This is a genomic window from Phenylobacterium sp. (genome assembly GCF_036495085.1).
GTDB lineage: Bacteria > Pseudomonadota > Alphaproteobacteria > Caulobacterales > Caulobacteraceae > Phenylobacterium.
Genome location: NZ_DASXNL010000155.1, coordinates 22,320 through 47,616, shown reverse-complemented (window position 1 = coordinate 47,616; position 25,297 = coordinate 22,320). Strand labels below are relative to the sequence as shown.

Below are 25,297 nucleotides of genomic sequence, written 5' to 3'. Positions count from 1 at the left end.
CGGCGCCCAACCTGACGCCGATGATCATGTTGAAGTGTCGCGCGCCGCCGCACGCACCCCTTCGAGGAACGCGTTGTGCGCCGCGCCGAGCTCCTTGCCGATCGCCGTCGGCCAGGCGGAATTCACGACAATGATCAGGTGTTCCTTTTTGAAGATTGTCACCGACTGGCCGAAGATGCCAACCGCCTCATAGACGTCGTTAGAGCGAATCCACCAGAAGTAGCCGTAGCCGGCCGGTGGAGGGGAGCCATTGTCGATCTCGACTTTGGTCGCCTGGCCTACCCACCAGGGCGGTACCACACGCCTGCCGTTGGCGACGCCGCCGCTCGCAATGAGAAGGCCGATGCGGCCGTAGTCCCGCAGCGTCATGGAGATGCAGCAGCCGCCACGTTCCTGGCCGCCCGGATCGGTCATCCAGATGGCGTCCTGCTCCATGCCATAGGGCTTCCAGATCTTTTCCGAGGCGTACTGCGCCAAGGTCTCGCCGGTCGCTTTGGAGACCAGCACGCCCACAAGGTCGGTCTCGCCGGTGTTATAGTTGAACTTGGTCCCCGGCTTGTTGGCGCGCGGCAGCCTTCGCAGGTAGCTGACCATCGGGTTGACGCCGGGCTCGGTGACCGATCCGCCGGCCAGGGCCACGTCGGACTTGGGGTCTGTGTAGTCCTCGTTCCACTTCACGCCCGAGCTCATCATCAGCATCTCTCGGACGGTGACACCCTCGTAGGCAGAGCCTTTCAGCTCCGGAATGTACGCGGTCACCGGATCGTTCAGGCTCTTGATCTTGCCATCCTGGATCGCCGCGCCGACCAGTGTCGAGGTCACCGATTTGGCCACCGAGAACGAGGTCCAGCGGTCCGTCGGCCTGCGGCCAAGGCCGTACTTCTCGAGCACGATCTTGCCATCCTTCAGCACCAGGACGCCGGAGACGCGATAAGCCTTCATGTAGTCGTCGGTTGTCCAGGTCCTGCCCTGGTAGGTGAAGGTCGGCTCGATCTGCCTGGCGGCGAGCGGAAGCGGATGGACCTTCGCCCCACGCTTGATCGTATGTGTCTTGAAGATCGTCTCGATCGACCGGTAGCCCGTGGCCTGCTGCTCCGGCGTCCACGTCAGGATCGAGGCGATCGGCTGAGGCTTCGACTCATCCAACGCCACCTGGGCATGGGCCGCCCCGGCGATGACCGTCGCCGCAGCGGCCAACCAGACACTCTTGCGCATCACGCCTCCCGAAACCGCGCGGGGAAAGCTAGAGCGCGGCGCGTTCCATGTCTTCCGTGAACTCAGATGGGTTTCGATTTGGTGAGACACGCGTTAGGCCAAGCTATGGCTGAGTTCGACTTCGATGCGGTGGTGGTGGGAGCTGGCGCGGTGGGCCTGGCCTGCGGCTATGCCCTCTCGAGGCGCGGACTGACGGTCGCGGTGCTGGAGCAAGAGAGCGCCATCGGCCAAGGCGTGTCCTCACGCAATTCCGAAGTGATCCACGGCGGCCTCTACTATCCAACCGGCTCCCTCAAGGCCCGGCTCTGCGTGACCGGGCGCCGGGCGCTCTACGCCTTTCTGAAAACCCATCACATCGACTTCGATCGTTGCGGCAAACTGGTTGTGGCGACCACCTCCGATGAGGTCGGGCGCCTGGACGAGATCCTAGACCAGGCGCGCATCAACGACGTCGAAGGCATGGCCCGGCTCACCAAGGCTGAAGCCTTGGCCTTGGAACCGGAGCTGAACTGCGAAGGTGCGCTGATCTCTCCCGAGAGCGGGATCTTCGACAGCCACGGCTATATGCTGGCCTTGCAGGGGGAGATCGAGGCCAGCGGCGGGGCGGTGGCGCTCTCGACGCCGTTCGAGCGCGCCACCCCGCGGGAAGGCCGGGGATTTTCCGTCCAGGCCGGCGGCGATGAGCCGACGACGTTTACGTGCCGCTACCTGGTCACCGCGCCGGGTCTTTCGGCCCAGGCCGTCGCCGCCGAGATCGAGGATTTTCCAGCCGCGAACATCCCCAAGGGCCACTATGGCAAGGGCATGTATTTCCGCCTGGCGGGCAAGGCGCCGTTCGCGCGCCTCATCTACCCGCCGCCCATCCACGGGGCGCTCGGCACCCACTACCGCCGCGACCTTGGCGGCCAGGCGGTGTTCGGCCCGGACCTCACCTACGTCGACGAGCTTGATTACAGCGTCGACCCTCAAGCGGAACCGGCCTTCGCCCGATATATCCGCAGGTTCTGGCCGGGCCTGCCGGACGGCGCGCTCGCGCCGGACTACGCCGGCATCCGCCCCAAGCTCCACGGCGCCGACGAGCCGCAGCCCGACTTCCGTATCGACGGCGAGGACGTACACCGCCTGCCGGGCCTCGTCGCCATGTTCGGCATCGAAAGCCCCGGACTCACCTCATCCCTCGCGATTGCAGAAGAGGTGGCTCTTCGTCTCGGCCTCTGAAGCGGACTGAGCCGCTGGGCCGCACTTGCAGGCTCGGCGATGCCGCGTCAGATGAGGTCCGCGTTCGAGGGGATTCCATTACTATGGCGTTGCGACTGTTTGCGTTCATGGCCGCGGCTGTCTTCGCGGCGACATCCGCCGCCGCCCAGCCCCCGCTCGCCGCGCCATACGACCCGCTGAAGACCTTCGCGCCGCTGACCCTGCCGCAGCCGGCCAGCACGCTGCGCACCGGCGCGGGCGCCCCGGGCCCGGCTTACTGGCAGAACCGCGTCGACTACAACATCGACGCGCGCCTCGACACGACGGCTCACGTGCTGAGCGGCGAGGTGACGATCACCTACACGAACAACAGCCCCGACGCCCTCGATGCGCTGTGGCTGCAGCTCGACCAGAACCTCTATCGCCGCGACAGCCGCGGCTACGCCATGGCCGGTGGGCGGCGGATCGACGCGGCGCAATCGACCGAGGGCTACGTCATTGAAGCGGTCTCCATCGAGCGCGGGGGGCGGGCGGCGGGGGCGAACTATGTTGTCAACGACACCCGAATGCGGGTGGACCTGCCCCAGGCGCTGAAGGCGGGCGGCGGCCGGCTGAAGCTGCATATCCGCTATCACTACACCGTCCCCGGCCTGTTCGGCGGCCGCACCGCGTGGAACTCCAACAGGAACGGCGACATCTACGACATCGCCCAATGGTATCCGCGGATGGCGGTCTACGACGACCAGCGCGGCTGGGACACGCTCCCCTACCTCGCCAACGAGTTCTACCTTGAGTACGGAGGCTTCGATTACGCCGTGAGCGTCCCTGCGGACATGATCGTCGCGGGCTCCGGCGCACTCACCAATCCAAAGGATGTGCTGAGCCCCGAGCAGCTGGTCCGTCTGGAGCGGGCCCGGGCCAGCGACAAAACCGTAGTGATCCGTACACCCGAGGAGGTGGTGGCCTCCGTCGCCGCCAAGCCGGGCGCGACGAAGACGTGGCGCTTCCACATGGAAAACACCCGCGACGTCGCCTTCACCGCCAGTCGCGCCTTCGTCTGGGACGCCGCCCGGATCAACCTGCCCGAGGGCAAGACCGCGCTCGCCCAATCGGTCTATCCGCCGGAGAGCCTCGGCGAGGGGGCCTGGAGCCGGTCTACCGAATACATGAAAGACGCCGTCGAACGGTTCTCCAGGCGCTGGTATTCCTACCCCTGGCCGAACGCCATCAATGTGGCCGGACCGGCGACCGGCATGGAATATCCCGGGATCGTCTTCGACGGCATCACCGACAAGGCCAAAACGCTCTTCTACATTTCGGCTCACGAGATCGGCCACAGCTGGTTTCCGATGATCGTCGGCTCCGACGAGCGCCGTGACGCCTGGATGGACGAAGGCTTTAACACCTTCATCGACGTCTATGAGTCCGATGACTTCGCGAACGGTCTCTACGCTCCTAAGCGCGACGGCGAATATGCGCCGGGCCCCGAGGCGCCCGCTGACCAGATTGCTGTGCTGCTCAATGACCCGGAGGCGCCGCCGATCGTCAGTCGTGCTGACACGGTGCGCGAGAAGTACCGGCACCCGGTCACCTATTTCAAAGCCGCCTTCGGCCTCACGCTGTTGCGCGAAGATATTCTTGGACCGCAGAGGTTCGATCCTGCCTTCCGCAAGTACATCGCCGACTGGGCCTATAAGCACCCCAAACCCAGCGACTTCTTCCGAGCGATGGAAAGCGCCGGCGGCGAGGATCTCTCCTGGTTCTGGCGCGGCTACTTCCTCAACAACTGGACCCACGACCTGGCCGTCACCGATGTCCAGTACGTTGGCGCAGACCCTGCCAATGGCGCCAAGGTGACGGTGGTCAATCTCGGCCAGCTCGTCCTGCCGGCGACCCTGCGGATCACCTACAAGACCGGCGAGAAGCGCGAGATCCGTGTCCCCGTCGAGACCTGGATGCAATCCGGGACCCATGTCTTCAACCTCGACCCCGGGCCGGCCATCGCCGAGGCGACCATCGACCCCGATCACCGCCTTCCGGACCGCGACCGCACGAACAACAGCTTCAGGCCAAAATAGACGCCAGGTTTGAGTTCCCAAACGTCATGGCTGCATCCTGCGCCAACGGAGGAACGCATGAAGAACCGCATCACCGATCTGCTGGGGGTCAGGTACCCAATCGTCCAGGCGCCGATGGGCTGGATCGCCCGCGCTCAATTGGCCTCGGCGGTGTCGAACGCAGGCGGACTGGGCATCATCGAGACCTCCTCCGGCCGCCTCGACGAGGTGCGTGAGGAGGTGAAAAAGATGCGCACGCTTACCGACAAGCCCTGGGGGATCAACGTCGCCCAGGCCTTCGTCCGCGACCCGGACATTGTCTCGTTTGTTGCCGACCAGGGCGTAAAGTTCGTCACCACCTCGGCGGGCGATCCGAACCGCTATTGCGAGGCGCTGAAGGGCAAGGGGCTGACCGTTTTCCACGTCGTGCCTTCGCTTGCGGCGGCCATGAAGGCGATCGAGGCGGGCGTCGACGGCCTGGTCGTCGAAGGCGGGGAGGGCGGCGGCTTCAAGAACAGCCGCGAGGTTGCGACCATGGTCCTCTTGCCGTTGGTCTGTTCCAAGGTGGGCGTGCCGGTCATCGCCGCGGGCGGCATCACCGACGGGCGGACCATGGCGGCCGCCTTCGCGCTGGGCGCCGAGGGCGTGCAGATGGGCACGCGAATGGTCTCCTCGGCCGAGAGCCCGGTGCACCAGAACTGGAAGGATATGATCCTCAGCGCGAAGGAGACGGATACCGTCTTCCTCAATCGTTTCGGACCTGGGCCCGCTCTTCGAGCGCTGCGCACGGCCAAAACCACCGAGTTTGAGAAAGCGCCACCTGCGAACATCATGGGCGAATTCGGCAATGCGCTTGCGCTCTACTTCGGCGGCGACATGGAGGCCTCCATCGCGCTCTCCGGCCAGGTCGCCGGCCGCATCGACGAGATCAAACCGGTGGCCCAGATCCTCTCGGAGACCATCGCCGAGTTCGATGCGACCGTGGCCGAGATGAGCGCTAAGTACGGCCAAGTCTCGGCCTGAAGGTTCTCCCCTCGCGGGAAAGGGAGGTGCGACGCGCCCCAGTGTCGCTAAGCCACGCCAGCGACGCTCTCCAGGGCCTCGACGGGCGCTGCGCCCTCCAGGTGGATCCGCGCCCAGACGGCCAGAAAGAGTAGCGGCCAACGCACCCCCTCGCCGCCGGCGGCGAAGGCTGCTGCCGCGTCCGGCCGGGTCCGGCGCACCGCCTCGACGTCGCCGATGCGCGCGGCGATATCGGAGGCCCGTGGGGCGATCCATGCGTCCACGGGGACCGTGAACCCCTGCTTGCGGGCCCAGGGCTCGGCGGCGGGGCAGGTGCGCTCCAGCCACTTGCGCAGCAGCCACTTGCCGTAGCGCCCGCGGACCTTGAACCGATCCGGCAGGGGGAATGCAAAAGCCGCCACCTCGCGATCGAGGAATGGTGTGCGACCTTCCAGACCATGGGCCATCAGGCAGCGATCAAGCTTCAGGAGAAGGTCGTTGGGAAGCCAGGTTGCGATGTCGGCCCACTGTGCCCGCTGCAAGGGCGTCAGCCCCTTGGGGGGCTCAGCCTCGGTTCGCCAGCGCGCCAGCGCCGCGGCATCACCGCCTCGGGGTTCGGCCGCTCGCCCGCCCATCCAGGAAGGCCTGAGGGCGCGGCGATAGCGGCCATAGCCCCCGAAGAGCTCGTCGCCGCCTTCGCCGGTCAGGACGACGGTCAGCGTACCCTTGGCAGCCTCGGCGAGCTTGTAGGTCGGCAGCGTCGCATAGTCGGCGGTCGGGTCGTCCATTGCCCAGGCGACCTCGGGCACGATCCGCCAGAAATCCGCCTCGCCGAAGCTGGTCTCCCGCCAGTCGAGACCAAGGGCGCGGGCCACCCGCTCGGCCTGCGCCCGCTCGTCCTTGGCGCCGGGCGCGTCAAACCCGCAGGTGAAAGCGGTCACCGGCCGCTCGTTCAGCCGGGCCATCAGAGTGGCTATCGCCGCGGAGTCTATCCCACCCGAGAGGAACAGGCCGTAGGGCACGTCGGAGCGCTGGTGAACCCGCACGCTGTCCTCGAGGACCGCGTCTAGGTGGCCAAGCACTGCCTGATCGCCTTCCGAACCGAAGAGTCCAGGGGAGGCGGCGGCGAAGCTGGCGGCGGGCGGGCGCAAGCTTGGAGCCTGGGGACGTGCGCTTCTGTCTTCGCCGTGAGGTTCGAGCCAAGGTTGGCGCCGGCCCGATATGATGCGGCCGTCGCGGATTTCACAGACTTCGCCTGGGGCGAGCCTTCGTAGGCCGCGAAACGGGGTGCGGGCGCCTAGCGTATAGTTGAAGGACAGCAGCTCCTGGGCGGCCTCCTCATCGAGAGCTTTCTGCATCAAGCCGGCCTTGAAGAAGGCCCGGGGCTCCGAAGCGAAGGCGAGTCCCTCCGCGTGCTCCATGACGTAGAGCGGCTTGATGCCGAAAGGGTCGCGCGCCAGCCAGGCGCGGCCGTCCGCGCCGATCAGGCAGAAGGCGTACATCCCCCGCAAGCGCTCGAAGGCCGTCTCGCCCTGGCGGGCATAGAGGTGCAGCAGCGGCTCGAAGTCGGAGCCGGTGGCCAGCAGGTTCCCAAGTTGGTGGTCTCTCGCCAGCTCGAGGTAGTTATAGATTTCGCCGTTGCCGATCACCGTCGAGCCCGCGGCGTGGAGCGGCTGCCAGCCGCCCTCCAGGTCGATGATCGAGAGCCGGGCATGCGCCAGGGCCGCACCGGCTGTTTCCTCGATCCTGACGCCATCGGGCCCGCGATGCGTCAGGGCGGCGATCATTTCAGGGACGCGGGCGTCGCGCCCTCCGAGCTGGCCGGCGATGCCGCACATCAGGCGGCACCGTAGTCCGAGAAGAGCGCCGTCCACTGGGCGACCACGGCGGTCTCAGAGAACTCGGCGGCCACGCGGCCCAGCCCCCGCGCCGTGAAACCCGCGGCAAGCTTCGGCTTGGCCAGGACGCTGCGCACGCCTTCCGCCAGCGCGCCGGGATCATCGACCGGGATCAACAGGCCATCGCGGCCATTCTCGATTAGCGCCCTTGGTCCCTGGCTCGCCGCCGCCACGACCGGCAGGCCGTGCGCCCAGGCCTGAATCACGACATTGCCGAGCGGCTCGTAGCGTGAGGGGAATACGCAGACGTCAGCCGCGCGATAGAGCGCCGAGGGATCGTTGCGCCATCCCAGGAACCGCACGCGCCCGGCCACGCCGAGAACGGTCGCCATGGCCTTCAGCTTGGCCTCCAGCGGCCCCACACCCGCGATCCAGAGATAAGCGTCCGGCAACTCGGTCAGAGCCTGCAGGCTCACGTCGTGGGCCTTGGAGTCATGCAGCCGGCCCATCGCCAGCAGCAGCGGCGCATCGTTCGGTGTCTCCAGGCTCGCGCGGTCGAGCGGGCCACCGTCTGGCGGCGCTGTGGCGAAGTTCGGGATGCAGCGGACGCGGCCCGCAGGCCAGCCCTGGCCCACGATCCACTCCGCGATGTCCTCGGTGTTGGCGACCAGCTCCTCGAAGCCCTGGTAGTATTTGAGATTGTAGTAGCCGCCCAGCCGGCCGATCCGCGCCCAGGGCCCCTTGGGCGTGTGCCGGGCCGCCCGGTTCATCCAGGCCAGAGCCAGCTTCGTCTTTTGCAGGCGCGCGTAGCCGGCAGCCGCCGGTTTGGTCAGGACGTCGAGCGGTCCGCCGAAACCAAGCACTTTTGCGGGTATGCCGGCCGCCTTCAGCGCCGCCTCGCGGCCAGGATGATGGCGGATGGCCGCAGCCTCGCTCACGCCCGCGCGCCGCAACGCCGTCAGCAGGTCGACGAAGTAGGTCTCCGCCCCGCCGTCGCCGGCCGTTCCCAGGAGGTGCAGCACGCTCATGTGTGCGGCGAACCTAGCGGGTCAGGGGCCTCGGCCCAAGGGCCAAGGTCTGCATAGGGGTTCCGGTCGCAGCGCCTCAGGTCCAGTCCTCATGGCGCAGGTTGGCATAACGTCGTAATTGTTCGGAGCCTGCCGCTTTCGCAGGCGCTTTACTGGTTTCGGCGCAAGGCAGTGATCGTGCAGTCTGATGTTGTGACAGGGCGACAGAGTTCGGCCGGCGTCGGCGACGCGGAGGCGGCGCTGCAGATTTCCACGCTGTCCGGTGTCTTGACTGCATTGAAACAGGCGCCGCTAGGGATCGCGATCTTCGACCGCGAGATGCGCTATCTCGCCGCCTCCAGCCAATTCCTGACCGAGCAGGGCTTGCCTGGCGACATGCCGCTGGTCGGGCGACTGCACTACGACGTGTTTCCGGAAGTCCCCCAGCGTTGGCGCGACCTGCACGCACTCGCCCTGAGGGAGGGTGTGGAGCTCAGCCACGAAGCCGATCCTTACGTCCGCGACGGACGCATGGACTGGGTTCGCTGGTCGCTCAGGCCTTGGCGCACCGACGAGGGCGCGATTGGCGGCCTGGTGCTCTACACCGAGTTCGTGACCCCCGCCGTCGAGGCCAGGATGCGCCTGGAGGCGGCGGAGGCTCGCTACCGCGCCGTCTTCAATCAGGCCGCGATGGGCGTCGCACGCGTGGCGCTCGACGGGCATTTTCTGGAAGTGAATGATCGCTTTTGCGCGATCACCGGCTTCGGTCGTGACGAGCTCGACACCCTGGCCCCGCGCCAAATCACCCATCCCGACGATCTCGCAGCGAATCTCGCCCAGACCGCAGCGCTGGTGGCCGGTGAAATCGACCAGTACTCAATCGAGACGCGATCCCAGACCAAGTCCGGCGAACTCGTCTGGGTCAACCTGACCGTCTCCCTCGTCCGTGGTCAGGCCGACGAACCGGCCTACTTCGTCTCGATCATTGAGGACATTGAAGCGCGCAAGCAGGCCGAGGCGGGACAACTTCGCTACCAGAACCAGCTTCGGCTGATGATCAACGAGCTGAACCATCGCGTGAAGAATACGCTCGCCACGGTCCAGTCGATGGCGGCCCAGACATTACGGACCGAACGCGACCCGGGCGCGGCCTACGAGAAGTTTGAGGCTCGCCTCCTCGGCCTTTCGGAAGTGCACGACCTCCTGACCCGCGAACGCTGGCACGGCGCGGGCCTGCAGGAGGTGGCCGAGCGCGCACTGTCTCCCTTCGACGGGGCGGCCTCCGGCCAGGTCACGATCGGTGGCCCGCCGGTGCGGCTTCAGCCCGGCGCGGCTCTGACCATGGCGCTGGTCTTTCATGAGCTCGCCACCAACGCGGTGAAATACGGCGCACTATCGGTCGACGATGGACACGTCGACCTCTCCTGGACCTTTGATGAGGCGGACGACCGCGTGCAGCTGACCTGGGCCGAGTCCGGCGGTCCGCCCGTAAAGCCGCCGGCCCGCCGGGGTTTCGGCTCCCGGCTTATTGAACAAGGATTGCGCGGCGAACTGCGGGGCTCTGCGATGATGAGTTACCGACCCAGCGGTTTCACCTGCACGATGCAGGCGCAGACACCGCAGCATGAGGACGTGCCAACCCTGTTCGACGGCTTTTAGGATCCGCCGGCGGCCGGGGCTCCGGGGGGGCGAGGCAGGCTGAACAGGTTGCGATCTGGCGGAGTGAAGGCCACGCTCTCGACTTGCCTGGTGTCAGGGCTGTCCGGCGCTGCGCCGGCCACCGTGATTCGATAGGGGACCAACAGCGCTCCCACCCGGCGATAGTCCGAGAGCTGTACGATGACCGGATTGGGACCCGCACGATCGACGATAAGGCCAAGGAGATGGCTGCGTTTGTCGAACCAGAGTTCGCGCGCCTCTCCACCCCAGGGCTTCACGCTCACCACCTCGAATGGCCGACCCTCGCGCGCCCGCACGCCGACATATTCGCCACGCGCATCGAAACGGCCCGGGTAGAAGAAACCGTAGGCGCCTAAGAAGGCGCTCGTCCGGGCTTTCGCCACGGCCACTCGTTCGTCGCCGCCGGTCTTGGCGCCGTTGGGCAGGATCTGCCATTCGCCCTGACCGTTGAACCCGCGCACATGGACGCCGCCCGCCTCACGGGTTTCGATGCGCATGCCGTAGCGCAGGGTGTCGAACCAGCGCTCATAGGGCGCACCGCCCTCATGCCCTGTCTCATGCCAGCCGCGCAGATAGTCCCAACCGGCCCCACCCGAGGCCGCGCGCGCCTGAGCGAGCACGCGCTTGGCGGCCGGGGAATAGCCCTGGGCATGGGCCGATGCGGCGAGGCAGGCGAAAACCAGCCCCGTGGCGAACACGAAATTGCGCATGGGACTGTCATGCGTGGGCCCAGCCGGCCCGGCAAGGATTGTTCTCAGGTGGGAAGGGCGATCTGCCGGATTCGCCGTCAACAGCCACTCCGGCAGATCGGCGCACCCCGTTAGGACATGACGATAATTACGACCCGCCGGTTCTGGGCGCGGCCATCGCGCGTGTTGTTGGGCGCGACCGGGTCGTCCTGGCCGTAAGAGATCGTAGCTATGCGGTTCAAGGCGACGCCTTGCTTGTTGAGGAACAGGCGGGCGGCTTCGGCCCGCTGCTGACCCAACATTTCATTATAGGCCGGCGATCCTTTGGAATCGGTGTGACCCTGGATTTCCAGATAGACGTTCTTGTTGTCGTTCTTAAGCCGCGTCGCCAGTTCCGCGAGACGGGCCTGGGCCTCCGGCGACAGCTGGTGGGCGTTGGTCGGGAACTTCACCGAGTCGTCCGACAGCACGACGGCATAGTCGAATTTGCCCTCTGCGAGTTTGCCGGCCGCGGTGGCCCGCTGCAGCGCATCCTGAGCCGTCTTGTCGGTGGCGCCGAGGCGGGTGTCGACGTCGCCGAGATGCGTGTCGACCGCTGAGACCCGCGTATCGACCGTAGCGACGTGCTCGTTGACGTATTTTTCCGTCGCGCAGCCGCCAAGCGACAGGGCGCCTATCAGCACCGCTGCGCCCATCCCGAATGTCCGCACCCCCACCAAGCTTCGTGTCGTCTGTTGCATCTCGTTCCTCTCAGTCGCCAATGGCCGACCCCCGGCGCCCCATGTTTGACTCAACTCAGACTCAACGCCCCCCCGCCTTGTTCAGCCTTGAACTGTGGCGGAACGACGACGGGCGGCCGCGCGCTGCGAGGCAACTCCAGCGAGCTTCGACTGGAAACGATTCTGGGCCCAAGTGGTTTCGCTTCAGGTGCTGCGTCAAACCGAAGGCGCCACGATCCTGCCGCGGGTGCAACCGAGATTGCGGCGGGAGCGAAGTCTCAAGGTCAGCATCTGGGATGGTTATGGGCGGTCGACCGCGCAGACGAGGCTTGCAGCGGCTTGTCACCGTAACGTTCAGCCTCGCGGCTCACGTGCTGGTTCTGGCGGCGCTGCTCTCGGTCCGATCGACCCCGCCACCGACGCCCGCACAGGAGCCGGCGCCGATCCCGGTAGCCCTGGTGGAACTCCCGCCACCGCCGAAGGCCCAGCCGCCCGAACCGCCGTCGCCGGCTCCGCCTGCTCCCGAAAAACCCCCGCCGAAGCTCCACCCGCCAAAACCGGCGCCGCCGGATGTCGCGCCGCTGCCGGCGCGGCCAGATCCGAAGGCGACGACAGGCGTCGAACTCACCGCGGCCCAGTTGGCCGGCGCAACTCACGCCGGAGCAGGCTCGGGCGGCGGAGGGCCCTGCGACGTCGCGCGCTGGCTGCAGGCCGGTCTCCGCAAGGATCCCCGCGTCCAGGCCGCCCTCCTGAACGGCGCGCTCGGTCCCGGCTCGGGAGGCCGGGCCCTGATGCTCTGGAACGGGGACTGGGTGCGTAGCGCCGGGGAGGACGGGGACGGATTAGCAGTTATACGCGAGGCCGTTATGATGGAGATCCTGTCTGCTCCCGCCGCCTGCCGAGTCGAGCCGATGCACGGCTTGATCCTGATTTCGCCCGCAGAGGGCGCCGGCTCGGCGAGGCTCGCCGTCGGCTCCGCCGACTGGCGCTGGGCGGACCTTCTGCTGCCCAGGGGCGGTGTGACCGGACACCCGATACTGGTTCGGTAACTCGTCCGCGGCGCCGGCGCGAACGAGTGTCCAACCCGACCTGCGAGTACGAACATCGGACGGAGCCGAGGTGGCTGATGGCCGCGCCCTGCGGCCATGCGCCCAAGCCGCTTGAAGCCGCGGATTCGAAACCCTATAACCCGCGGCTCTCGCGCGAGAGCCCGTGGCTGGGTAGCTCAGATGGTTAGAGCGGTGGATTCATAACCCACAGGTCGGCGGTTCGATCCCGCCCCCAGCTACCAAAGCATCCAACCCAGCGTTTCCGGGTTGTTCTGCTTCGCTCATGAACTTCGCAAGTTTCTGTGCACTACGATCTCGACGGGACCGCCCCGATCTTGAGACAGGGACGTGCGCGCGAGCGACTTCGTCTCAGTGGGAGCCCAGCTTGCTGAGCCCCGGGTAGTTTTCCGTCTGCGGCGAGGCGCCCGGGAGCCCTCCCCCGCCTGTCCGGGCCGGCGGGGTCGCGCGATAGTTTGTCCAGGCTTTGCGGTTTGCCGCCTCGGCGTCGAAAGCCGCCCTCTTGTGAGGCGGAATCGTATGCGGCTTCGGTGGAGCGTGAACAGTCACCCCGGATACTGTGTGCGGCGGCTTTGATGCCGCAGCGCCGCTCTTATGGTTCCCGCTCTGATTATCCTGAGCCAAGCCTACGGACGCCGGCAGCGCGAAACCCGCCGCGGCGACGATGACCACCAAAAGCCGAAGAGTCCCCCGAATAGCGCGGGATTTCATGGCAATCCGCCCCCCTTCTTCGACACGTGGCACTTCCTGGTGGGGAGCGGATTTTTCAGGGCGGATGTCCCAACGACGCGCTTGCACCGGCTCATGAGGGGCAGCCCGCACCTCGGACCGCCCTCCAGCGACTGCGGAAGCGTTTCGCACTCTCAGGACCACGTCTATCAGGTCGATCCCGGACCGGCGGATAGTTTGCTGCGAACGTCGGCAATCCGCCCCCTGAGCTGAGGTTCAGAACGTCCCCTGGCGGAAAGGCTAAACCTCAGATCCCAGGCGCCGAGGCGATGACCGAGTTCGGACCCGCTGCGCACCTGGATCGGACCTCGGGATAGTCCCGATTTCCATATGCATCGCCGTGGCGATACTCCCCGCGAATGTCCAGCCAGCGGGCCCGTGCGGACGGAGCCGGGTATTGCGTGCATTTCTGCGAGGTCCGCCCTGCCGGAGCTTCAGGTTATGTCTCATGCGCCAGTCCCTAGGTCCCGCGTCCGCGCCCCGCCGCCGCTGATAGCCATCCTCTGGGCCGGCTCCGCGGCCGTCGTGCCCACGCTGATCCGGCTGGCCATGGACCACGTGGTGAACGACGTCTCCATCTTCCCAGCCTACTTCCCGTTTGTGCTCGCGGCCGCGACCTTCCTCGGCTGGCGCAGCGCCGTTGTCACCGCGGTCCTCTCCGCGCTCGCGGCCAATCTCATGTTCATGGGGGCGCGCTTCGAATTTTCCGCCGCCCCCACCGACATTGTCAGCACGCTGTTGTTTCTGCTGTCCGCCAGCGCCGTGATATTCGGCGTCGAAAGGCTCAAATCCGCCGCCCACAGGGGACAAGGAGCATCACCTGCCGCAATTGGGAGACGTCCGCTGGCCATGGGACGCGGCCTGCTGCTCGCCGCCGTCCTTTCATTCATCTCGTGGCTGGCCGTGATTTTGGGCGTGGTTCACACCATCCGCCTGTTTACCTGAGCCGCGCGCTCTGTCGCCAGCCACGGAAGGGTCGCGCTAGGGGCGCACCAATCGGGCATCGCAATGCGCGCCTCCGGCGTCAGGACGGCGGCTGCTTGTCCCGCCTCCGGATGGAGCTGGAGTCCGGTTTCGCGCGAGACGGCTCCAGCATGACGTCGGATTTAAGCGAGTTCGATTTCAGTGGAAAACGATCTTGAACGGGCCCCGATCAGGCTTGGCCCTACAATTTCAGATCTCCGTGGCCGAGACGCGTCAGACGCGGTCGGAGAATCGGTCGTGCGCGTCGATGCGGGTGACGAGGAGGTTCACGTCGGCTTGGTAGATCTCTCGCTGCAGGTAAGTGATCTCCGCGTCGCGAAGATCGGCGGCTACGTCGACGTACCAGGCCCGGGGTTGGGCATTGCCCTCCGCGTTCCAGCGGTAGCCGCGCGCCTTCAAGAGATCCTTGAATTCGAAGGGGCTGTTCTCGGCCCAGATGCGGTAGGTGGGTCTTCGAGCCCGGTCCAATAGCTTGCCAAGGGCGGTGCCGCCGCCGCCCGGGAGCGGGCGGGCGAGAAGCTCGATCGCAGCCAGGCAATCGTTCATAGCGCGGTGCCGATCGTAGAAGAATCCGGCGTGCGCGACGAGGTAGCCCAGCTTCGTGCCCTCGAATCCCTCCACCTGCCACTCAATTTGGCTCATCGAGCAAGCCCAGGGCTTGGTGGTGAATACCGGGCTGAGGCGCTCGAGAAAGCGGCGGTCGAACCCGGCGTTATGGGCGACGACGACTGCGGCGGGCGCAACGCAGCTTGCGACGACATCAGGATCGATGGACGCGCCTTGGACCATCGAGTCGGTGATTCCGGTCAGCGCCGTGATCTCGGGCGCGATCGGAACGGACGGTTCGCGGTAGCTTTGGAAGGCTTGATGCACCTCCAGCACTTCGCCGCTCAAGGAATATGTGAACGGCACCATGGCGAGCTCGATGATCTCGTCTCGGGCCGGGTCCAGGCCCGTGGTCTCGACGTCCACGAACAGGCCCAGGCGCGTTGGGCCATCCGCCTTGAGTGGGGTCCGAGGTGAAAGGCGTCTCAGGACCCGATATTCGCCGGTGGCCTCCAGCGTCTTCGCCATCTCTTCGTGCGTCATGGCCTAGGTGTGCCGTCGGTCTGCCTTCAGGCCAAGTCAAACGTCCAAGCAACGCCACGAACGGCTGTTGGCTCCACGCCCGAAATTCGACCTTCAGGCCAGCCTACCTTCCATTCGCTGGTGAGCCTCAAGTGGCCTAAGCTGGGCGCCCGCCAGCCTCGATCGGAAGCCCAATGGAAGTCTGGGTCCTGCCGGCTTTGATGGGCCTCGGCCTAGCCGCCGCGACCGGCCTGCGCACATTTCTGCCTCTGTTGGTGCTGGCGGCGGTGGCGCGCATGGGGCTGTTCGGCGTCACGATCAATCCGCATGTGGCCTGGCTGGGTTCGACCCATGCGCTGGTCGCCCTCGGTGTCGCAACGGTCGTCGAACTGGCGGCAGACAAGATCCCGCTCGTCGATCACGCCCTGAGCGGCGTGGGCGTCGTGACCCGCCCCCTGGCCGGCGTTCTTGCGGCCGGCGCCGTCTTCAGTCACGTCGACCCGGCCATGGCTGCTGTGGCGGGGCTCATCGTCGGCGCCCCGACAGCGCTGGCGTTCCATGCCGCCCAAGCCGGCACGCGGGTGGTCAGCACGACGACCACGGCCGGACTGGGCAATCCGATCGTCTCCCTGGTCGAGGATGCTGTGTCGGCGATCCTCTCGCTTCTCGCCATTCTTGCGCCCGTCCTGGCCGCGCTAGCGGTGGCCGCGCTGTTGTTCGTCGGGTTCAGGAGTTGGGCTTTCCTGCGCAAACGGGCGTCATAGTCAGGCCGGTGTTGCTGAACCCCATTCGTTCCAGGCGGCGATCCTGGGCGTGTTCGGTACGTACATGCTCTCCACCTGAGCGAGCGCGAAACCCGATGCGGCGATAGCGCTGGAGACCGGGCGCGTCAGGTGGCATCCGCCGACCATGCGCTTCCAGAGGGGCTCGATCCGCCGCTGCCATTTGGCGACACCAAGGTCGGGGGCCAGTCCGTGCTCACAGAAGAGCAGGGTCCCGCCGGGCCGTAGCACCCGGCGAGCCTCGGCGAGCGCTGCTGCCGGCGAATGGACCGAGCAGAGGGTGAAGGTGCAGACCACGGTTGTGAAGCTATGGTCTTCGAACGGCAAGGCCTCAGCGGTCCCCTCGACGACGCTGACGGCGAGCCTCGGGTCTCGCGGCGCAGCGACCGCCGCCGAGCGGAGTTCCGCGGAGGGATCGACCCCCGTGACGCTCTCGACCTTGTCCGGATCGTAGAAGCCAAGATTGAGGCCAAGGCCGATGCCAAGCTCCAGCACTCGCCCGGTCGCTCGGGGCACGACCTTGGCGCGCTGCTTCATGGTCGGTGGCGACGAACATCCGCAAGCCAGCAGCCTGGGTAGAATGAAGCGGTCGTAAAGCGAGGCCATGGGTCCCCCAGCCTTCAACGCGCCTCGTAGACCTTGGGCGCGGGGCCTAGGGCTACGGGACCCAGGGTGGTGCGGCCAGCCTGGAAATCAAGTGTCGCCCGGGCCGCTTCGTCGCCGCCACGGCGAGCCTCGGCAACCGCAGTGGCGGCTTGGGCGGCATCGCGGTCGATGACCCCTTCGTCGCCCAACGCGCCCAAGGCTCTTGGCGCCTGGCGCAGGGTGACATCCAACAAGCCGGAGAGCCGCCCGTCATGCCCGACGCCCAGGTTCCCTGCGTTCGATCCAACAACCGCCTCGCCAGCGGTGATCCCGGCCTGGCGAACGGTCATTCGACCACCGGCGTCGGTCCAGTGACGCACCGCCTCGGGCCAGTCGGCGCCGGCGAAGGCGCTCATCTTCGATAGCGTGGAGTTCCAGACGATTGAGATCGGCTTGTCGCCGGCCACGCGGGCGAAGAGACCGGAGAGCCGAGCCTTGCCGTTGTCCAGGCGCGCGAAGACGCCGCCCTCGTCGTCCGGTCCGGCGCGGAGATGAAACTCGACCCGGTCAGCTGTGGTAAGCGCGAACGGCTGGGCTCCCGGCTGCGGGGTGAAAGTCAGCTTGACGCCTTCGAACGAGACACTGGGGGGTCGGGTGTCGAAATGGCTCACGCTCGCGCGTATGAGGTCGCCCTTCACCGCCACCGGTCCGCCGACGGGACGTACGAAGGTGATCCCCTCGGGTGCGGCGATCAACCAATGGGTGATAGCGTGCATGTAGGCTTCGCCCTCGATCCGCGGCGATTCCAGCGCCCAGCCGGAAGGCTCGCGGATACGGGCGTCCGTAAGCGTGACGTCCATGCGGAACGGATAGCCGCCGATCTGCCGCTCCTTCCAGGTAAGCTGCCAGCCGGCGCGACCTAGCGTCTGGACCGCCTCGTCAATCCGCGACTGCGCCTGGCCCTTGGCCCAGAACCAGACTGCGCTCCAGCCGGCGACAGCCAGCGCCAACACAACGAAGGGCAGCCACAAGCCAAGCCTGCGGGATTTGCGGGGCGGAGAGGGATCGTGCACAGACATTAGGTCTCTTATAGCCGCGGGGCGGGATGTCGAACGAGCTTTGGGTCTTCGGCTACGGGAGCCTGATGTGGAGGCCCGGCTTCGCTTTCGCTGAACGCGTCGCAGCGACCCTGCCGGGCCGCCGACGCGCGTTCTGCATCTATTCGGTCCACCACCGCGGAACCTACCAAAGACCAGGCCTCGTCCTGGGGTTGGCGCCCGGGGGTTCGGTGCGGGGCATGGCCTACCGAATCGCGTCCGAGGATTGGCCGGACGTCTACGCCTACCTGCTGGAGCGCGAACAGCCGACTGAGACCTATGTGGAGGCGCGTCGCTTCGTGCGGCTGGGGGATGGCCGACGGGTCGAAGCGATGGTCTTTCTTTCCGATGTGCGTCATCCGCAGTGGGCTGGCGCCTTGAGCCTGGAGCGCCAGGCCGAACTGATCGCCGGAGCCAACGGCCTTTCCGGTCGTAATGTCGACTACCTGCGGGACCTGGTCGAACACCTTGCCCAGGAGGGTATTCGAGACCGCTCGATGCAGATGCTGCTAGGGCTGGTGGAAGCCCGCGAAGCCTAGCGCCCATGGCTGTCCGCTAACCGCGCGTCCTCCAGGTCCAACCACGACTAGAGCCCGAGCAGGGCCGTCGACGCCGTCTCGATGCGGTCTTCAAGAGTTCTCATGAACTCTGCGCGCTTCAGGCCAGGCGGGATGGGCTCGAGGTATTCGTAGACGATGGTCCCTGGCCGCCGGATGAGACCATGCGCCGGCCAGTGAACGCCCGCATTGGTGGCCATGGGATGCACGGGCGCATCGAGTTCGCGATAGAGGGCGGCGATCCCCGGCTTGTAGTCGCCGGGTTGGCCGGGCTCGCCCCGATGGCCCTCAGGGAAGATCACGATCTGCCGCTCGTGGCTGAAGCGGTCCTTGGCGTCGGCGACCATCTTGCGCAGCGCCGTGGACCCGGCCTCTCGATCGACCGAGATCATCCGCGCCTTGGCGGCGTACCAACCGAAGAATGGAATCCACATCAGTTCCTTCTTCGTCACGAAGCAGCTGTCGGGCAGCACCGCGAACTGGGCGAATACGTCGAACATGCACTGGTGCTTGGGCGCGATCAGCGCACGGGCCGTGGGCATATGCTGATGACCCCTGAACTCGACGCGAATATCGCACACGACGCGCAACAGCAGCATCACGCCCTGCGACCAGATCGTCCAGGAACGCACCATCCAGATTCGCGGCCCCAGCATGAGCGGCGAGATCAAAAGCACCCAGAACACTGACCACAGGTAGAACAGCGCCGTGAAGAGGTAGGATCGCACGAGGAGCAAGGTCAGCCCTTCTGAGGCGCCACGGAGTCTGCGGGGGGACCGAGCCCCAGCACCAACTCGCGGCCGAGGATCGCCAGATACTTGGAATACTCCACCACCATCAAGCGCGTAGCGCGTGGCGAGCGCCACCATTCGCGGGCCTTCAGCATCGGGGTCGGCACCGCATAGGTCTGCAAAGTGAAGGCCGGCGGCCTCAGGACTGCGCGCAACTCGAGCATCGCGCGGGGCATGTGGTAGTCCATCGTAACGATCGTCAGGCTCTGAAAGCGCATCGTCTTGGCCCAATCGGCCGTTTCGCGGGCGTTGCTGACGGTGTCGACCGAGTTGAAGCCGAGATCGACGCAGCAATCGTAGAGCCTGCGAACGGTGTTTGAGGCCGTCCGCAACTCCTCGCGGCTGACCACCCGGTTCACACCTGAGACCAGGACGCGCCGCCCGCGATGCGCGGCCAGCAGATCGACCGCCGCAGCGATGCGTTCGTTCGAATTGGCGCCGGTAAGGACCACGATCCCATCGGCCGGCGGTGGATCCGCCGGCGGCGTCGACTGTTGAACGCGCGTCGCGAACGCCATCAGGCCGGACGCCCAGATCAGCGCCAGCACCAGCAAGGCCGCCAGGGTTTTCAAGGCGCCAACATCATCGCATGCCGCGGATCAACCGCATCGCCGTGACCTGGGCCGCAGCGGCGGCCACCAGGGCGGCCAAAAGCGGACAGGGGACTACGGCGAGGATGTCGCTCCAGGCCAGCGGTAGGGCAGGGGTCAGCCCTTGGCCGCCGCCAGCAAAACGCAGGCCCGCGCCCAGCACCCCGGCCGATACCGCCCCGATCAGGCCCGCGAGGCCGGCGACGCGGGCGAATCGCACCTGGAACAGCCTGGCGATGAAGCGGTCCTCGGCGCCGGCCATGTGCAGCACCTCGACCACGTCTCGCCGCGCCGCAAGCCCCGCGCGGGTCGCGAACGCCACCACTGCGGCCGCCGCGGCGGCGATGAGCGCGAAGACGCCGACGCCCAGCCAGCGCACCAACCGACCCGCGCCACGTATGTCCTTGATCCAGCGGGAATGGTCGTCGACCGTTGCATCGATCCTTTGAGCCTGGAGGGCCGCGTTCAGGCGCTTGGCGTCGGCCGGATGCCTGGCGTCCAGGGTGACGGCGACCAGCCTGGGAACCGGAAGGTCCTCCAAATCGCTGACGTCGCCCAGCCAGGGACGAATCAGGTCGTAGGCCTTGGCGGGCTCCAGCGCCCTGGCCTCGGTCACACCGGCGGTCCCAGCCAAGGTCTCCGCGGCGCGGGCGGCGGCCGCGTCGGGCGTCTCGCCGCCGTGGGGCCGCACGATCACCGTGGCTTCGCCGGTCAACTGCGCCGTCCATCCTCGGGCCGCTCGGTCGGCGGCGATAACCCCCATGGCGGTCAGACAGGCCAGGAAGCATAACACCGCGACGACGAAGATCAGCGCGACGTCCCTTGCCTCGCGCTCGGGCAGAAATGGCGCTGGGCGCCAGCGTTGGGGATCAAAAGGCTCGCTCACGTGGCCGCCGGACCTTGTGGCGGCGCGGCGCTGATCCGTCCCCGCTCCAGTTGCAGCACGGGGCGCCCCGACCGCGCGATCAGGTCCTGGTCATGCGTGGCGATGAGAACGGTGGCCCCAAGCCGGTTGAGCTCCACGAACAGCCGGAAGATGCGCAGCGCCATCTCCGGATCGACGTTGCCGGTCGGCTCGTCCGCCAGCAGAATCTCGGGGCGATTGACCACCGCGCGCGCTATCGCCAGCCGCTGGCGCTCGCCGCCCGCCAGAGTCGGTGGGAGCGCGTTCATCTGCCCGCCCAGCCCGACCCAGGTGAGCAACTCGCCCACGTCGGTCCTGTATTCCGCCGGCTTGCGGCCAGCAATCCGCAAGGGCAGGGCCGCGTTATCGAACGCGGAGAGGTGGTCGAGCAAAAGGAGATCCTGGAACACCACGCCAATTCGCCGGCGAATCTGCGGTCGCGCTGCGGGCGAAGCGAGTGCGGTGTCCTGGCCGAACAGATGCACCTGCCCCTTCGACGGGCTGGCGGCCAGATAGATCAGCCTCAAGAGCGAGGTCTTGCCGGCCCCCGATGGACCGGTCACGAAGTGAAACGAACCCTGCGGCAACGAAAAGTTGAGGTCGCGCAGCACGTCCGGCCCGCGCCCGTAGCGCATGGAGACATCGTCGAAACGGACGACCTGATCGGCGGATTTGGTCGCCGGAGCGGCGTCGGGGTTTCTGGACATGAAGGCCGAAATCGGCGACCTCGAAAGGGAGGTTGCGGGAGCGTCCGATTCGATCGTCATGATACTGACCTGTCCAGAGTGCGCCACCAGCTATTTCGTGGACGACTCACGGATTTCGCCGGCTGGGCGAACAGTGAAGTGCTCGAATTGCGGGGCGCGCTGGACGGCGCGTGCGGAAGCAGCGGTGGAGGCGCACGAAGCGCCGCCGGCGCACCCCGATTCCGAACCGGAAGTCGCGCCCGTCGCCGATCCGGCTGTACATGAACGGATTGCGGAGGAGCCTGAGCCTGAGCCGGCGGCGGCGCCTGCCTACACAATCAAACCGACTCGCGAACCGCGACGGGCGGCCGGGGGAAAGGTGCTGGTCTGGGTCGGCGCGGCCGTGGTGATCGCAGCGCTGGTCGCCGCCGCGGTCGCGTTCCGAGCTCAGGTGGTGCGGTTCCTGCCAGTCAGCCGGGCGGCCTACGCCGGCCTCGGAATGGCGGTTAGCAACCTCGTGATCGAGGACGTCCACGCCGAACCCACCTTCCAAGGGGGGCGACCGGTGCTGGAGGTGACCGGGCGGATCCGCAACCAACGCGACGCGGCCTCAAGCGCGCCGGCGCTCCGCATCAGCCTGCTGGACCACGCGGGCAAGCCACTGGCGGTCAAGGTCGCAAGGCCCATCGACGGCGAGATGCCGGCCCGCGCCGTCCGCAATTTCGCGATCGCCCTTGTCGATCCGCCCGCCGGCGTCCGGGACATGGAAGTGACCTTTGATCTTGCTGGCGGCCGGGGCTCCGTGCAGGGCCCGGCGCGAGCGGACGAGGCGAGCCTGGGGAGCGCAGAGCCGGCTGAAGCCAGGCCACTGCCCGCGGGCAGCCCCGACGCGCTGCCGCCTCATGACTGACGCTGTTCCCACTGTCCTGCTTTCCGAGGAAGAGGTCGCCACGCGCGTCGCCGCGCTCGCGCGGGTCATCGCGCCTCGTGTCGACGACAGGACAGTCGCGGTCTGCCTGCTCACCGGCGGACTTTGGTTCTGCGCCGACTTGACCCGCGCCCTGTCACAGCTGGGCTGCAATGTGGGCTTCGACGCCCTTTGGCTCGCGTCCTATGGCGACGCCCGCGCGAGCCTCGGACGCTGCGAGGTGCGCGCCGACCTGCAGCGGCCGCTGGCCGGCCGAACGGCGCTGGTCGTCGACGACGTTTTCGACACCGGCCTTTCGCTGTCGGAAGCCGCCCGGCTGGTGCGCGACGCCGGCGCCGGCAAGGTCCTGACCTCGGTCTTTGCCCGCAAGCCGTGGCCGACCCTGCGGGCGATCGAGCCGGACTTTGTCGCCTGGGAGGCGCCTGCCCGGTTTTTGGTCGGCTATGGCATGGACGCGGCCGGGGCCTATCGCGGCCTCCCCTACATCGGCGCGTTGGACTAGAAGGGCTCCGCCCTATTGCCGCCGCATCGTTGCGGCTTCCAGCGCGACCAACCCATGGGAGTTCATAACTTGACGAGACGCGCGGCGGCCATCGCGGCCCTATTGATCCTTGGCGGCTGCAACCAGGCGCATCAGTCCGGCAAGGCCGGTGACAAGTTCGCCGGCCTCGACACGGAGATCCTGAAGTGGCGCACCGAAATCATGGCCTCCGATCCGCTCTGCAAGAGCCAGGCTGAGGGTGAGAAGTGCGAGAGCTTCGAGGTCGCCTGCAAGGCCGAGCGCACAATTTCGCCTGCCGACCAGGCCAAGGGCGCCACCGCCCGCGTCGTGGCGGCCATGACCTGGAACGGCTTCGACCCCAAGTTCAAACACAGCCAGTCTGGCGTCCGGGCCGCGCAGTTCGACAAGGCGGCATCAGGCTGGACCCGTACTGACCATCGCCCCGTCAACATGAGCTCCTGCGCCGACCTCTAGGCCGAAGCCGCACCGAAACCATTGAATGATCTTCGCCCTTGGGCGACTGTCCGGCCGAGAACCGGAGGGGCGCCATGGGTCTCCGAACGAAGTTCAATCTAACGTTGCTGTTCGTCGCGCTGCTGGGCGTCGGCCTCTTTGCCGTTGCCGCGACCCCGATCCTCCAGGCCCTCACGCGCGACGAGGTGTTGCAGAGTTCGCGGATCATGATGGAGAGCGCCGCCGGCGCTCGGAAGTACACCTCCGAACAGATCGCGCCGCTCTTGAAGAGCGACATGGAAGCGACCTTCCATCCGCAGGCCGTGTCCGCCTACGCGGCGAAGAAGAACTTCGACGTGCTGCATGCGAAGTTCGTCGACTACAGCTACCGCGAGGCCGCGCTCAATCCCACCAATCCCGAGGACCGCGCCAGCGACTGGGAAGCCGACGTCATCAACGACTTCCGCGATCATCCGCTGAAGCAGGAGATCGTGACGGAGCGCCAGACACCGATAGGCCCGACCCTGAACCTGGCCCGCCCGCTGGTGAGCAAGCCGGCCTGCCTAAGTTGCCATTCGACGCCGCAGGCGGCGCCGAAGTCCATGGTCGTGCTCTATGGCCCACAGAACGGCTTCGGCTGGCAGCCGAACGAGATCATAGGAGCCCAGATCGTCAGCGTGCCGATGTCGGTGCCCGTTGCGCGCGCCGCTCACGTGAGGCTGTTGTTCCTGGGCATCTATGGTGGCGTCTTTGCGCTCCTGTTCCTGCTCCTCAACCTTCTGCTGGGCTTCATGGTGATCCGGCCGATCGACCGAATGGCCAAGACCGCCGAGGCGGTCAGCATGGGAGACATGGACGTTCCGGAATACGTGCGCAGCGGTTCCGACCAGATCGCCCGGCTATCGAACGCCATCAACCTCATGCGCCGCAGCCTCCAGGAAGCCTTGCGCATGCTCTCCGAGGGGTGAGAGGTTTGCCTGCCACGGAGCGCTCCGCGCCATGACGACCTACTTTCTGAGCTATGCCCGGCTAGACGAGCGCGTCGCCCTGCGGGTCGCCGATGCGCTCATCGCCGCGGGCGTCTCGGTTTGGGTCGACCAATACGACATTCGTCCGAGCCAGCACTGGGACAGGGCCGTGGAGACTGCCGTCCGGGGCTGCGAGGGGATGGTCGTGATCCTTTCGCCACGTTCGGCGGCAAGTTCGAACGTGGCTGACGAGGTCAGTGTCGCCCTCGACGGTCAGAAGGACATCATTCCCATCCTGATCGAACCGTGCACTCCGCCGCTGCGCATGACGCGAATGCAGTTTCTCGACGCGACCAAAGACTTCGATGAGGCGGTCCGCCGCTGTGTGACGACGATCCGCAGACAGGCGGGCGAGGCTGAGGCGCCACGGGAGGAGGCAGGTCCGATGGCGCCGGGCCTTTCGGGCGACGTCCTGCAGGATGCGAAACGGCGGCTGACCGGCTTCATGGGGCCGATCGCCGGAGTGCTGGTCCGGCAAGCTGCGGGCAAGGCGTCGAATCGCCGGGAGCTCTATGAAGAGCTCGCCCGCAGCATCGCCAATCCGCTCGACCGCAAGAGCTTCCTCGACTGGGCCACCGATCATCGCCCCGCGGGCCAGGTCGTTACGCCGAGGACGACGAAAATCCCCGAAGGCCCGCCGGCCCCAGACCGGATAACGACCGAGGAGGTCGAGGCGATCACAAGCGCCTTGAAGCCCTATCTCGGTCCGATAGCCGCACAGCTTGTCGCGCGCGAACGCCAGGCGGCGGACTCCAGGGAGGGGCTCTGCCAACGCCTTTCCCTCCGGATTTCCGGCGAAAAGGAACGCCTGCAGTTCCTCCGAACCACCCGCGCTGAGTAGCCAAGACGCGATGATTTTCCGAACGATTGGGGAACGGCGGCGAAAGTTGCGCGTTAAACCGGCGAGGAGACGTTGGACGTCGCCTGTGGGGGCGGCTGGAGTAAGTATGCCTAGCTACCAGCTCTATCTGTTCGACGAGGGCGGCCGCATCAGAGAAGCGGTGTCTTTCGAAGTGGCCTCCGATTCGGAGGCCAAGGACTACGCCGAGGAGCAGCGCGAACGCCGCGCCATGGAGCTCTGGAGCAGCAGCCGCGTCGTTGAGCAATATCCGGCGCAGGCCTAGCTTTCGCTCAGGCCCGCG

Annotated in this window: 26 protein-coding genes and 1 tRNA gene; 15 read left to right on the top strand and 12 right to left on the bottom strand. The window is 66.7% G+C overall.

Annotated elements, in window-relative coordinates; translation table 11 throughout:
- Window positions 1-24: 24 nt before the first annotated feature.
- On the bottom strand, window positions 25-1,215 hold the full coding sequence (locus VGI62_RS17505; protein WP_331505822.1) for a serine hydrolase: 1,191 nt from the start codon (window positions 1,213-1,215) through the stop codon (window positions 25-27).
- A 105-nt stretch (window positions 1,216-1,320) separates the two neighbouring features.
- On the opposite strand from VGI62_RS17505, the gene VGI62_RS17500 reads away from it, so the two are divergent.
- From VGI62_RS17500 to VGI62_RS17490, 3 genes are all read left to right on the top strand, one after another.
- On the top strand, window positions 1,321-2,433 hold the full coding sequence (locus VGI62_RS17500; protein ID WP_331505821.1) for an NAD(P)/FAD-dependent oxidoreductase: 1,113 nt from the start codon (window positions 1,321-1,323) through the stop codon (window positions 2,431-2,433).
- An 83-nt stretch (window positions 2,434-2,516) separates the two neighbouring features.
- Complete coding sequence (locus VGI62_RS17495) at window positions 2,517-4,490, top strand: M1 family metallopeptidase (RefSeq protein WP_331505819.1); 1,974 nt, start codon at window positions 2,517-2,519, stop codon at window positions 4,488-4,490.
- A 9-nt stretch (window positions 4,491-4,499) separates the two neighbouring features.
- Window positions 4,500-5,492, top strand: a complete 993-nt coding sequence (locus VGI62_RS17490) for an NAD(P)H-dependent flavin oxidoreductase (RefSeq protein WP_331505818.1) — start codon at window positions 4,500-4,502, stop codon at window positions 5,490-5,492.
- A gap of 47 nt (window positions 5,493-5,539) precedes the next feature.
- Here the strand turns inward: VGI62_RS17490 and asnB are convergent, their stop codons facing one another.
- Both asnB and VGI62_RS17480 read right to left on the bottom strand, forming a co-directional pair.
- Window positions 5,540-7,309, bottom strand: a complete 1,770-nt coding sequence (gene asnB / locus VGI62_RS17485; RefSeq protein ID WP_331505817.1) for an asparagine synthase (glutamine-hydrolyzing) — start codon at window positions 7,307-7,309, stop codon at window positions 5,540-5,542.
- Window positions 7,309-8,337: a glycosyltransferase gene (locus VGI62_RS17480; RefSeq protein WP_331505816.1), complete on the bottom strand. Its 1,029-nt coding sequence runs from the start codon at window positions 8,335-8,337 to the stop codon at window positions 7,309-7,311. Before VGI62_RS17480 ends, asnB begins: the two co-directional genes overlap by 1 nt.
- A 177-nt stretch (window positions 8,338-8,514) precedes the next feature.
- Between VGI62_RS17480 and VGI62_RS17475 the strand changes: the two genes are divergently transcribed.
- Window positions 8,515-9,975, top strand: coding sequence for a PAS domain S-box protein (locus VGI62_RS17475; protein WP_331505815.1), 1,461 nt, complete (start codon window positions 8,515-8,517; stop codon window positions 9,973-9,975).
- On the opposite strand, the gene VGI62_RS17470 is transcribed toward VGI62_RS17475, so the two are convergent.
- Together VGI62_RS17470 and VGI62_RS17465 are read right to left on the bottom strand one after the other, a co-directional pair.
- Complete coding sequence (locus VGI62_RS17470) at window positions 9,972-10,706, bottom strand: hypothetical protein (protein WP_331505814.1); 735 nt, start codon at window positions 10,704-10,706, stop codon at window positions 9,972-9,974. The two genes, VGI62_RS17475 and VGI62_RS17470, sit on opposite strands and share 4 nt — an antisense overlap.
- A 110-nt stretch (window positions 10,707-10,816) precedes the next feature.
- Entirely contained in the window at window positions 10,817-11,425 is a 609-nt protein-coding gene (locus tag VGI62_RS17465; RefSeq protein WP_331505813.1) for an OmpA family protein, read from the bottom strand.
- A 308-nt stretch (window positions 11,426-11,733) separates the two neighbouring features.
- Between VGI62_RS17465 and VGI62_RS17460 the strand changes: the two genes are divergently transcribed.
- The 3 genes from VGI62_RS17460 to VGI62_RS17450 all read left to right on the top strand — a co-directional run bounded on the left by VGI62_RS17460 (window position 11,734) and on the right by VGI62_RS17450 (window position 14,145).
- The gene (locus tag VGI62_RS17460) at window positions 11,734-12,453 is read left to right on the top strand and encodes a hypothetical protein (RefSeq protein ID WP_331505812.1); all 720 of its coding nucleotides are present in this window, start codon (window positions 11,734-11,736) and stop codon (window positions 12,451-12,453) included.
- Between the two features lie 165 nt (window positions 12,454-12,618).
- A tRNA-Met gene (locus tag VGI62_RS17455) sits at window positions 12,619-12,695 on the top strand.
- Between the two features lie 835 nt (window positions 12,696-13,530).
- Window positions 13,531-14,145 (top strand): DUF4118 domain-containing protein, encoded by a 615-nt coding sequence (locus VGI62_RS17450; protein WP_331505811.1) that lies wholly within the window; start codon window positions 13,531-13,533, stop codon window positions 14,143-14,145.
- A gap of 252 nt (window positions 14,146-14,397) precedes the next feature.
- Here VGI62_RS17450 and VGI62_RS17445 read toward each other — a convergent pair whose 3' ends face one another.
- Complete coding sequence (locus tag VGI62_RS17445) at window positions 14,398-15,273, bottom strand: 3'-5' exonuclease (protein WP_331505810.1); 876 nt, start codon at window positions 15,271-15,273, stop codon at window positions 14,398-14,400.
- A gap of 173 nt (window positions 15,274-15,446) precedes the next feature.
- Here VGI62_RS17445 and VGI62_RS17440 point away from each other — a divergent pair, with 173 nt between their 5' ends.
- Entirely contained in the window at window positions 15,447-16,016 is a 570-nt protein-coding gene (locus VGI62_RS17440; RefSeq protein WP_331505809.1) for a DUF4126 domain-containing protein, read from the top strand.
- Here VGI62_RS17440 and VGI62_RS17435 read toward each other — a convergent pair whose 3' ends face one another.
- Both VGI62_RS17435 and VGI62_RS17430 read right to left on the bottom strand, forming a co-directional pair.
- Complete coding sequence (locus tag VGI62_RS17435) at window positions 16,017-16,640, bottom strand: class I SAM-dependent methyltransferase (RefSeq protein ID WP_331505808.1); 624 nt, start codon at window positions 16,638-16,640, stop codon at window positions 16,017-16,019. It lies immediately after the preceding gene.
- A gap of 14 nt (window positions 16,641-16,654) precedes the next feature.
- On the bottom strand, window positions 16,655-17,698 hold the full coding sequence (locus VGI62_RS17430; protein WP_331505807.1) for a DUF2125 domain-containing protein: 1,044 nt from the start codon (window positions 17,696-17,698) through the stop codon (window positions 16,655-16,657).
- A 26-nt stretch (window positions 17,699-17,724) separates the two neighbouring features.
- Between VGI62_RS17430 and VGI62_RS17425 the strand changes: the two genes are divergently transcribed.
- Window positions 17,725-18,255: a gamma-glutamylcyclotransferase gene (locus tag VGI62_RS17425; protein WP_331505806.1), complete on the top strand. Its 531-nt coding sequence runs from the start codon at window positions 17,725-17,727 to the stop codon at window positions 18,253-18,255.
- Window positions 18,256-18,302: 47 nt separating this feature from the next.
- On the opposite strand, the gene VGI62_RS17420 is transcribed toward VGI62_RS17425, so the two are convergent.
- From VGI62_RS17420 to VGI62_RS17405, 4 genes are read right to left on the bottom strand one after another with little or no spacing between them, the layout of a single operon-like run.
- A complete protein-coding gene (locus VGI62_RS17420; protein ID WP_331505804.1) occupies window positions 18,303-19,010 on the bottom strand; it encodes a lysophospholipid acyltransferase family protein in 708 nt (235 codons plus the stop codon).
- Between the two features lie 2 nt (window positions 19,011-19,012).
- Window positions 19,013-19,636, bottom strand: coding sequence for a YdcF family protein (locus VGI62_RS17415; protein WP_331505803.1), 624 nt, complete (start codon window positions 19,634-19,636; stop codon window positions 19,013-19,015).
- Window positions 19,637-19,646: 10 nt separating this feature from the next.
- A complete protein-coding gene (locus tag VGI62_RS17410) occupies window positions 19,647-20,540 on the bottom strand; it encodes a cell division protein FtsX (RefSeq protein ID WP_331505802.1) in 894 nt (297 codons plus the stop codon).
- Window positions 20,537-21,265 (bottom strand): cell division ATP-binding protein FtsE, encoded by a 729-nt coding sequence (locus tag VGI62_RS17405; protein WP_331505801.1) that lies wholly within the window; start codon window positions 21,263-21,265, stop codon window positions 20,537-20,539. Before VGI62_RS17405 ends, VGI62_RS17410 begins: the two co-directional genes overlap by 4 nt.
- Here VGI62_RS17405 and VGI62_RS17400 point away from each other — a divergent pair.
- The 6 genes from VGI62_RS17400 to VGI62_RS17375 all read left to right on the top strand — a co-directional run bounded on the left by VGI62_RS17400 (window position 21,264) and on the right by VGI62_RS17375 (window position 25,279).
- A complete protein-coding gene (locus VGI62_RS17400; RefSeq protein WP_331505799.1) occupies window positions 21,264-22,154 on the top strand; it encodes a DUF3426 domain-containing protein in 891 nt (296 codons plus the stop codon). The two genes, VGI62_RS17405 and VGI62_RS17400, sit on opposite strands and share 2 nt — an antisense overlap.
- Window positions 22,147-22,674, top strand: a complete 528-nt coding sequence (locus tag VGI62_RS17395) for a phosphoribosyltransferase (protein ID WP_331505798.1) — start codon at window positions 22,147-22,149, stop codon at window positions 22,672-22,674. Before VGI62_RS17400 ends, VGI62_RS17395 begins: the two co-directional genes overlap by 8 nt.
- A gap of 69 nt (window positions 22,675-22,743) precedes the next feature.
- Complete coding sequence (locus VGI62_RS17390; RefSeq protein WP_331505797.1) at window positions 22,744-23,148, top strand: hypothetical protein; 405 nt, start codon at window positions 22,744-22,746, stop codon at window positions 23,146-23,148.
- 74 nt (window positions 23,149-23,222) lie between these two features.
- Window positions 23,223-24,095 carry a c-type heme family protein gene (locus tag VGI62_RS17385; protein ID WP_331505796.1) on the top strand — a complete coding sequence of 291 codons (873 nt, stop codon included), beginning with the start codon at window positions 23,223-23,225 and terminating at the stop codon, window positions 24,093-24,095.
- A gap of 31 nt (window positions 24,096-24,126) precedes the next feature.
- Window positions 24,127-24,996 carry a toll/interleukin-1 receptor domain-containing protein gene (locus tag VGI62_RS17380; RefSeq protein WP_331505795.1) on the top strand — a complete coding sequence of 290 codons (870 nt, stop codon included), beginning with the start codon at window positions 24,127-24,129 and terminating at the stop codon, window positions 24,994-24,996.
- A gap of 106 nt (window positions 24,997-25,102) precedes the next feature.
- A complete protein-coding gene (locus VGI62_RS17375) occupies window positions 25,103-25,279 on the top strand; it encodes a hypothetical protein (protein WP_331505794.1) in 177 nt (58 codons plus the stop codon).
- The last annotated feature ends 18 nt before the right edge of the window (window positions 25,280-25,297 follow it).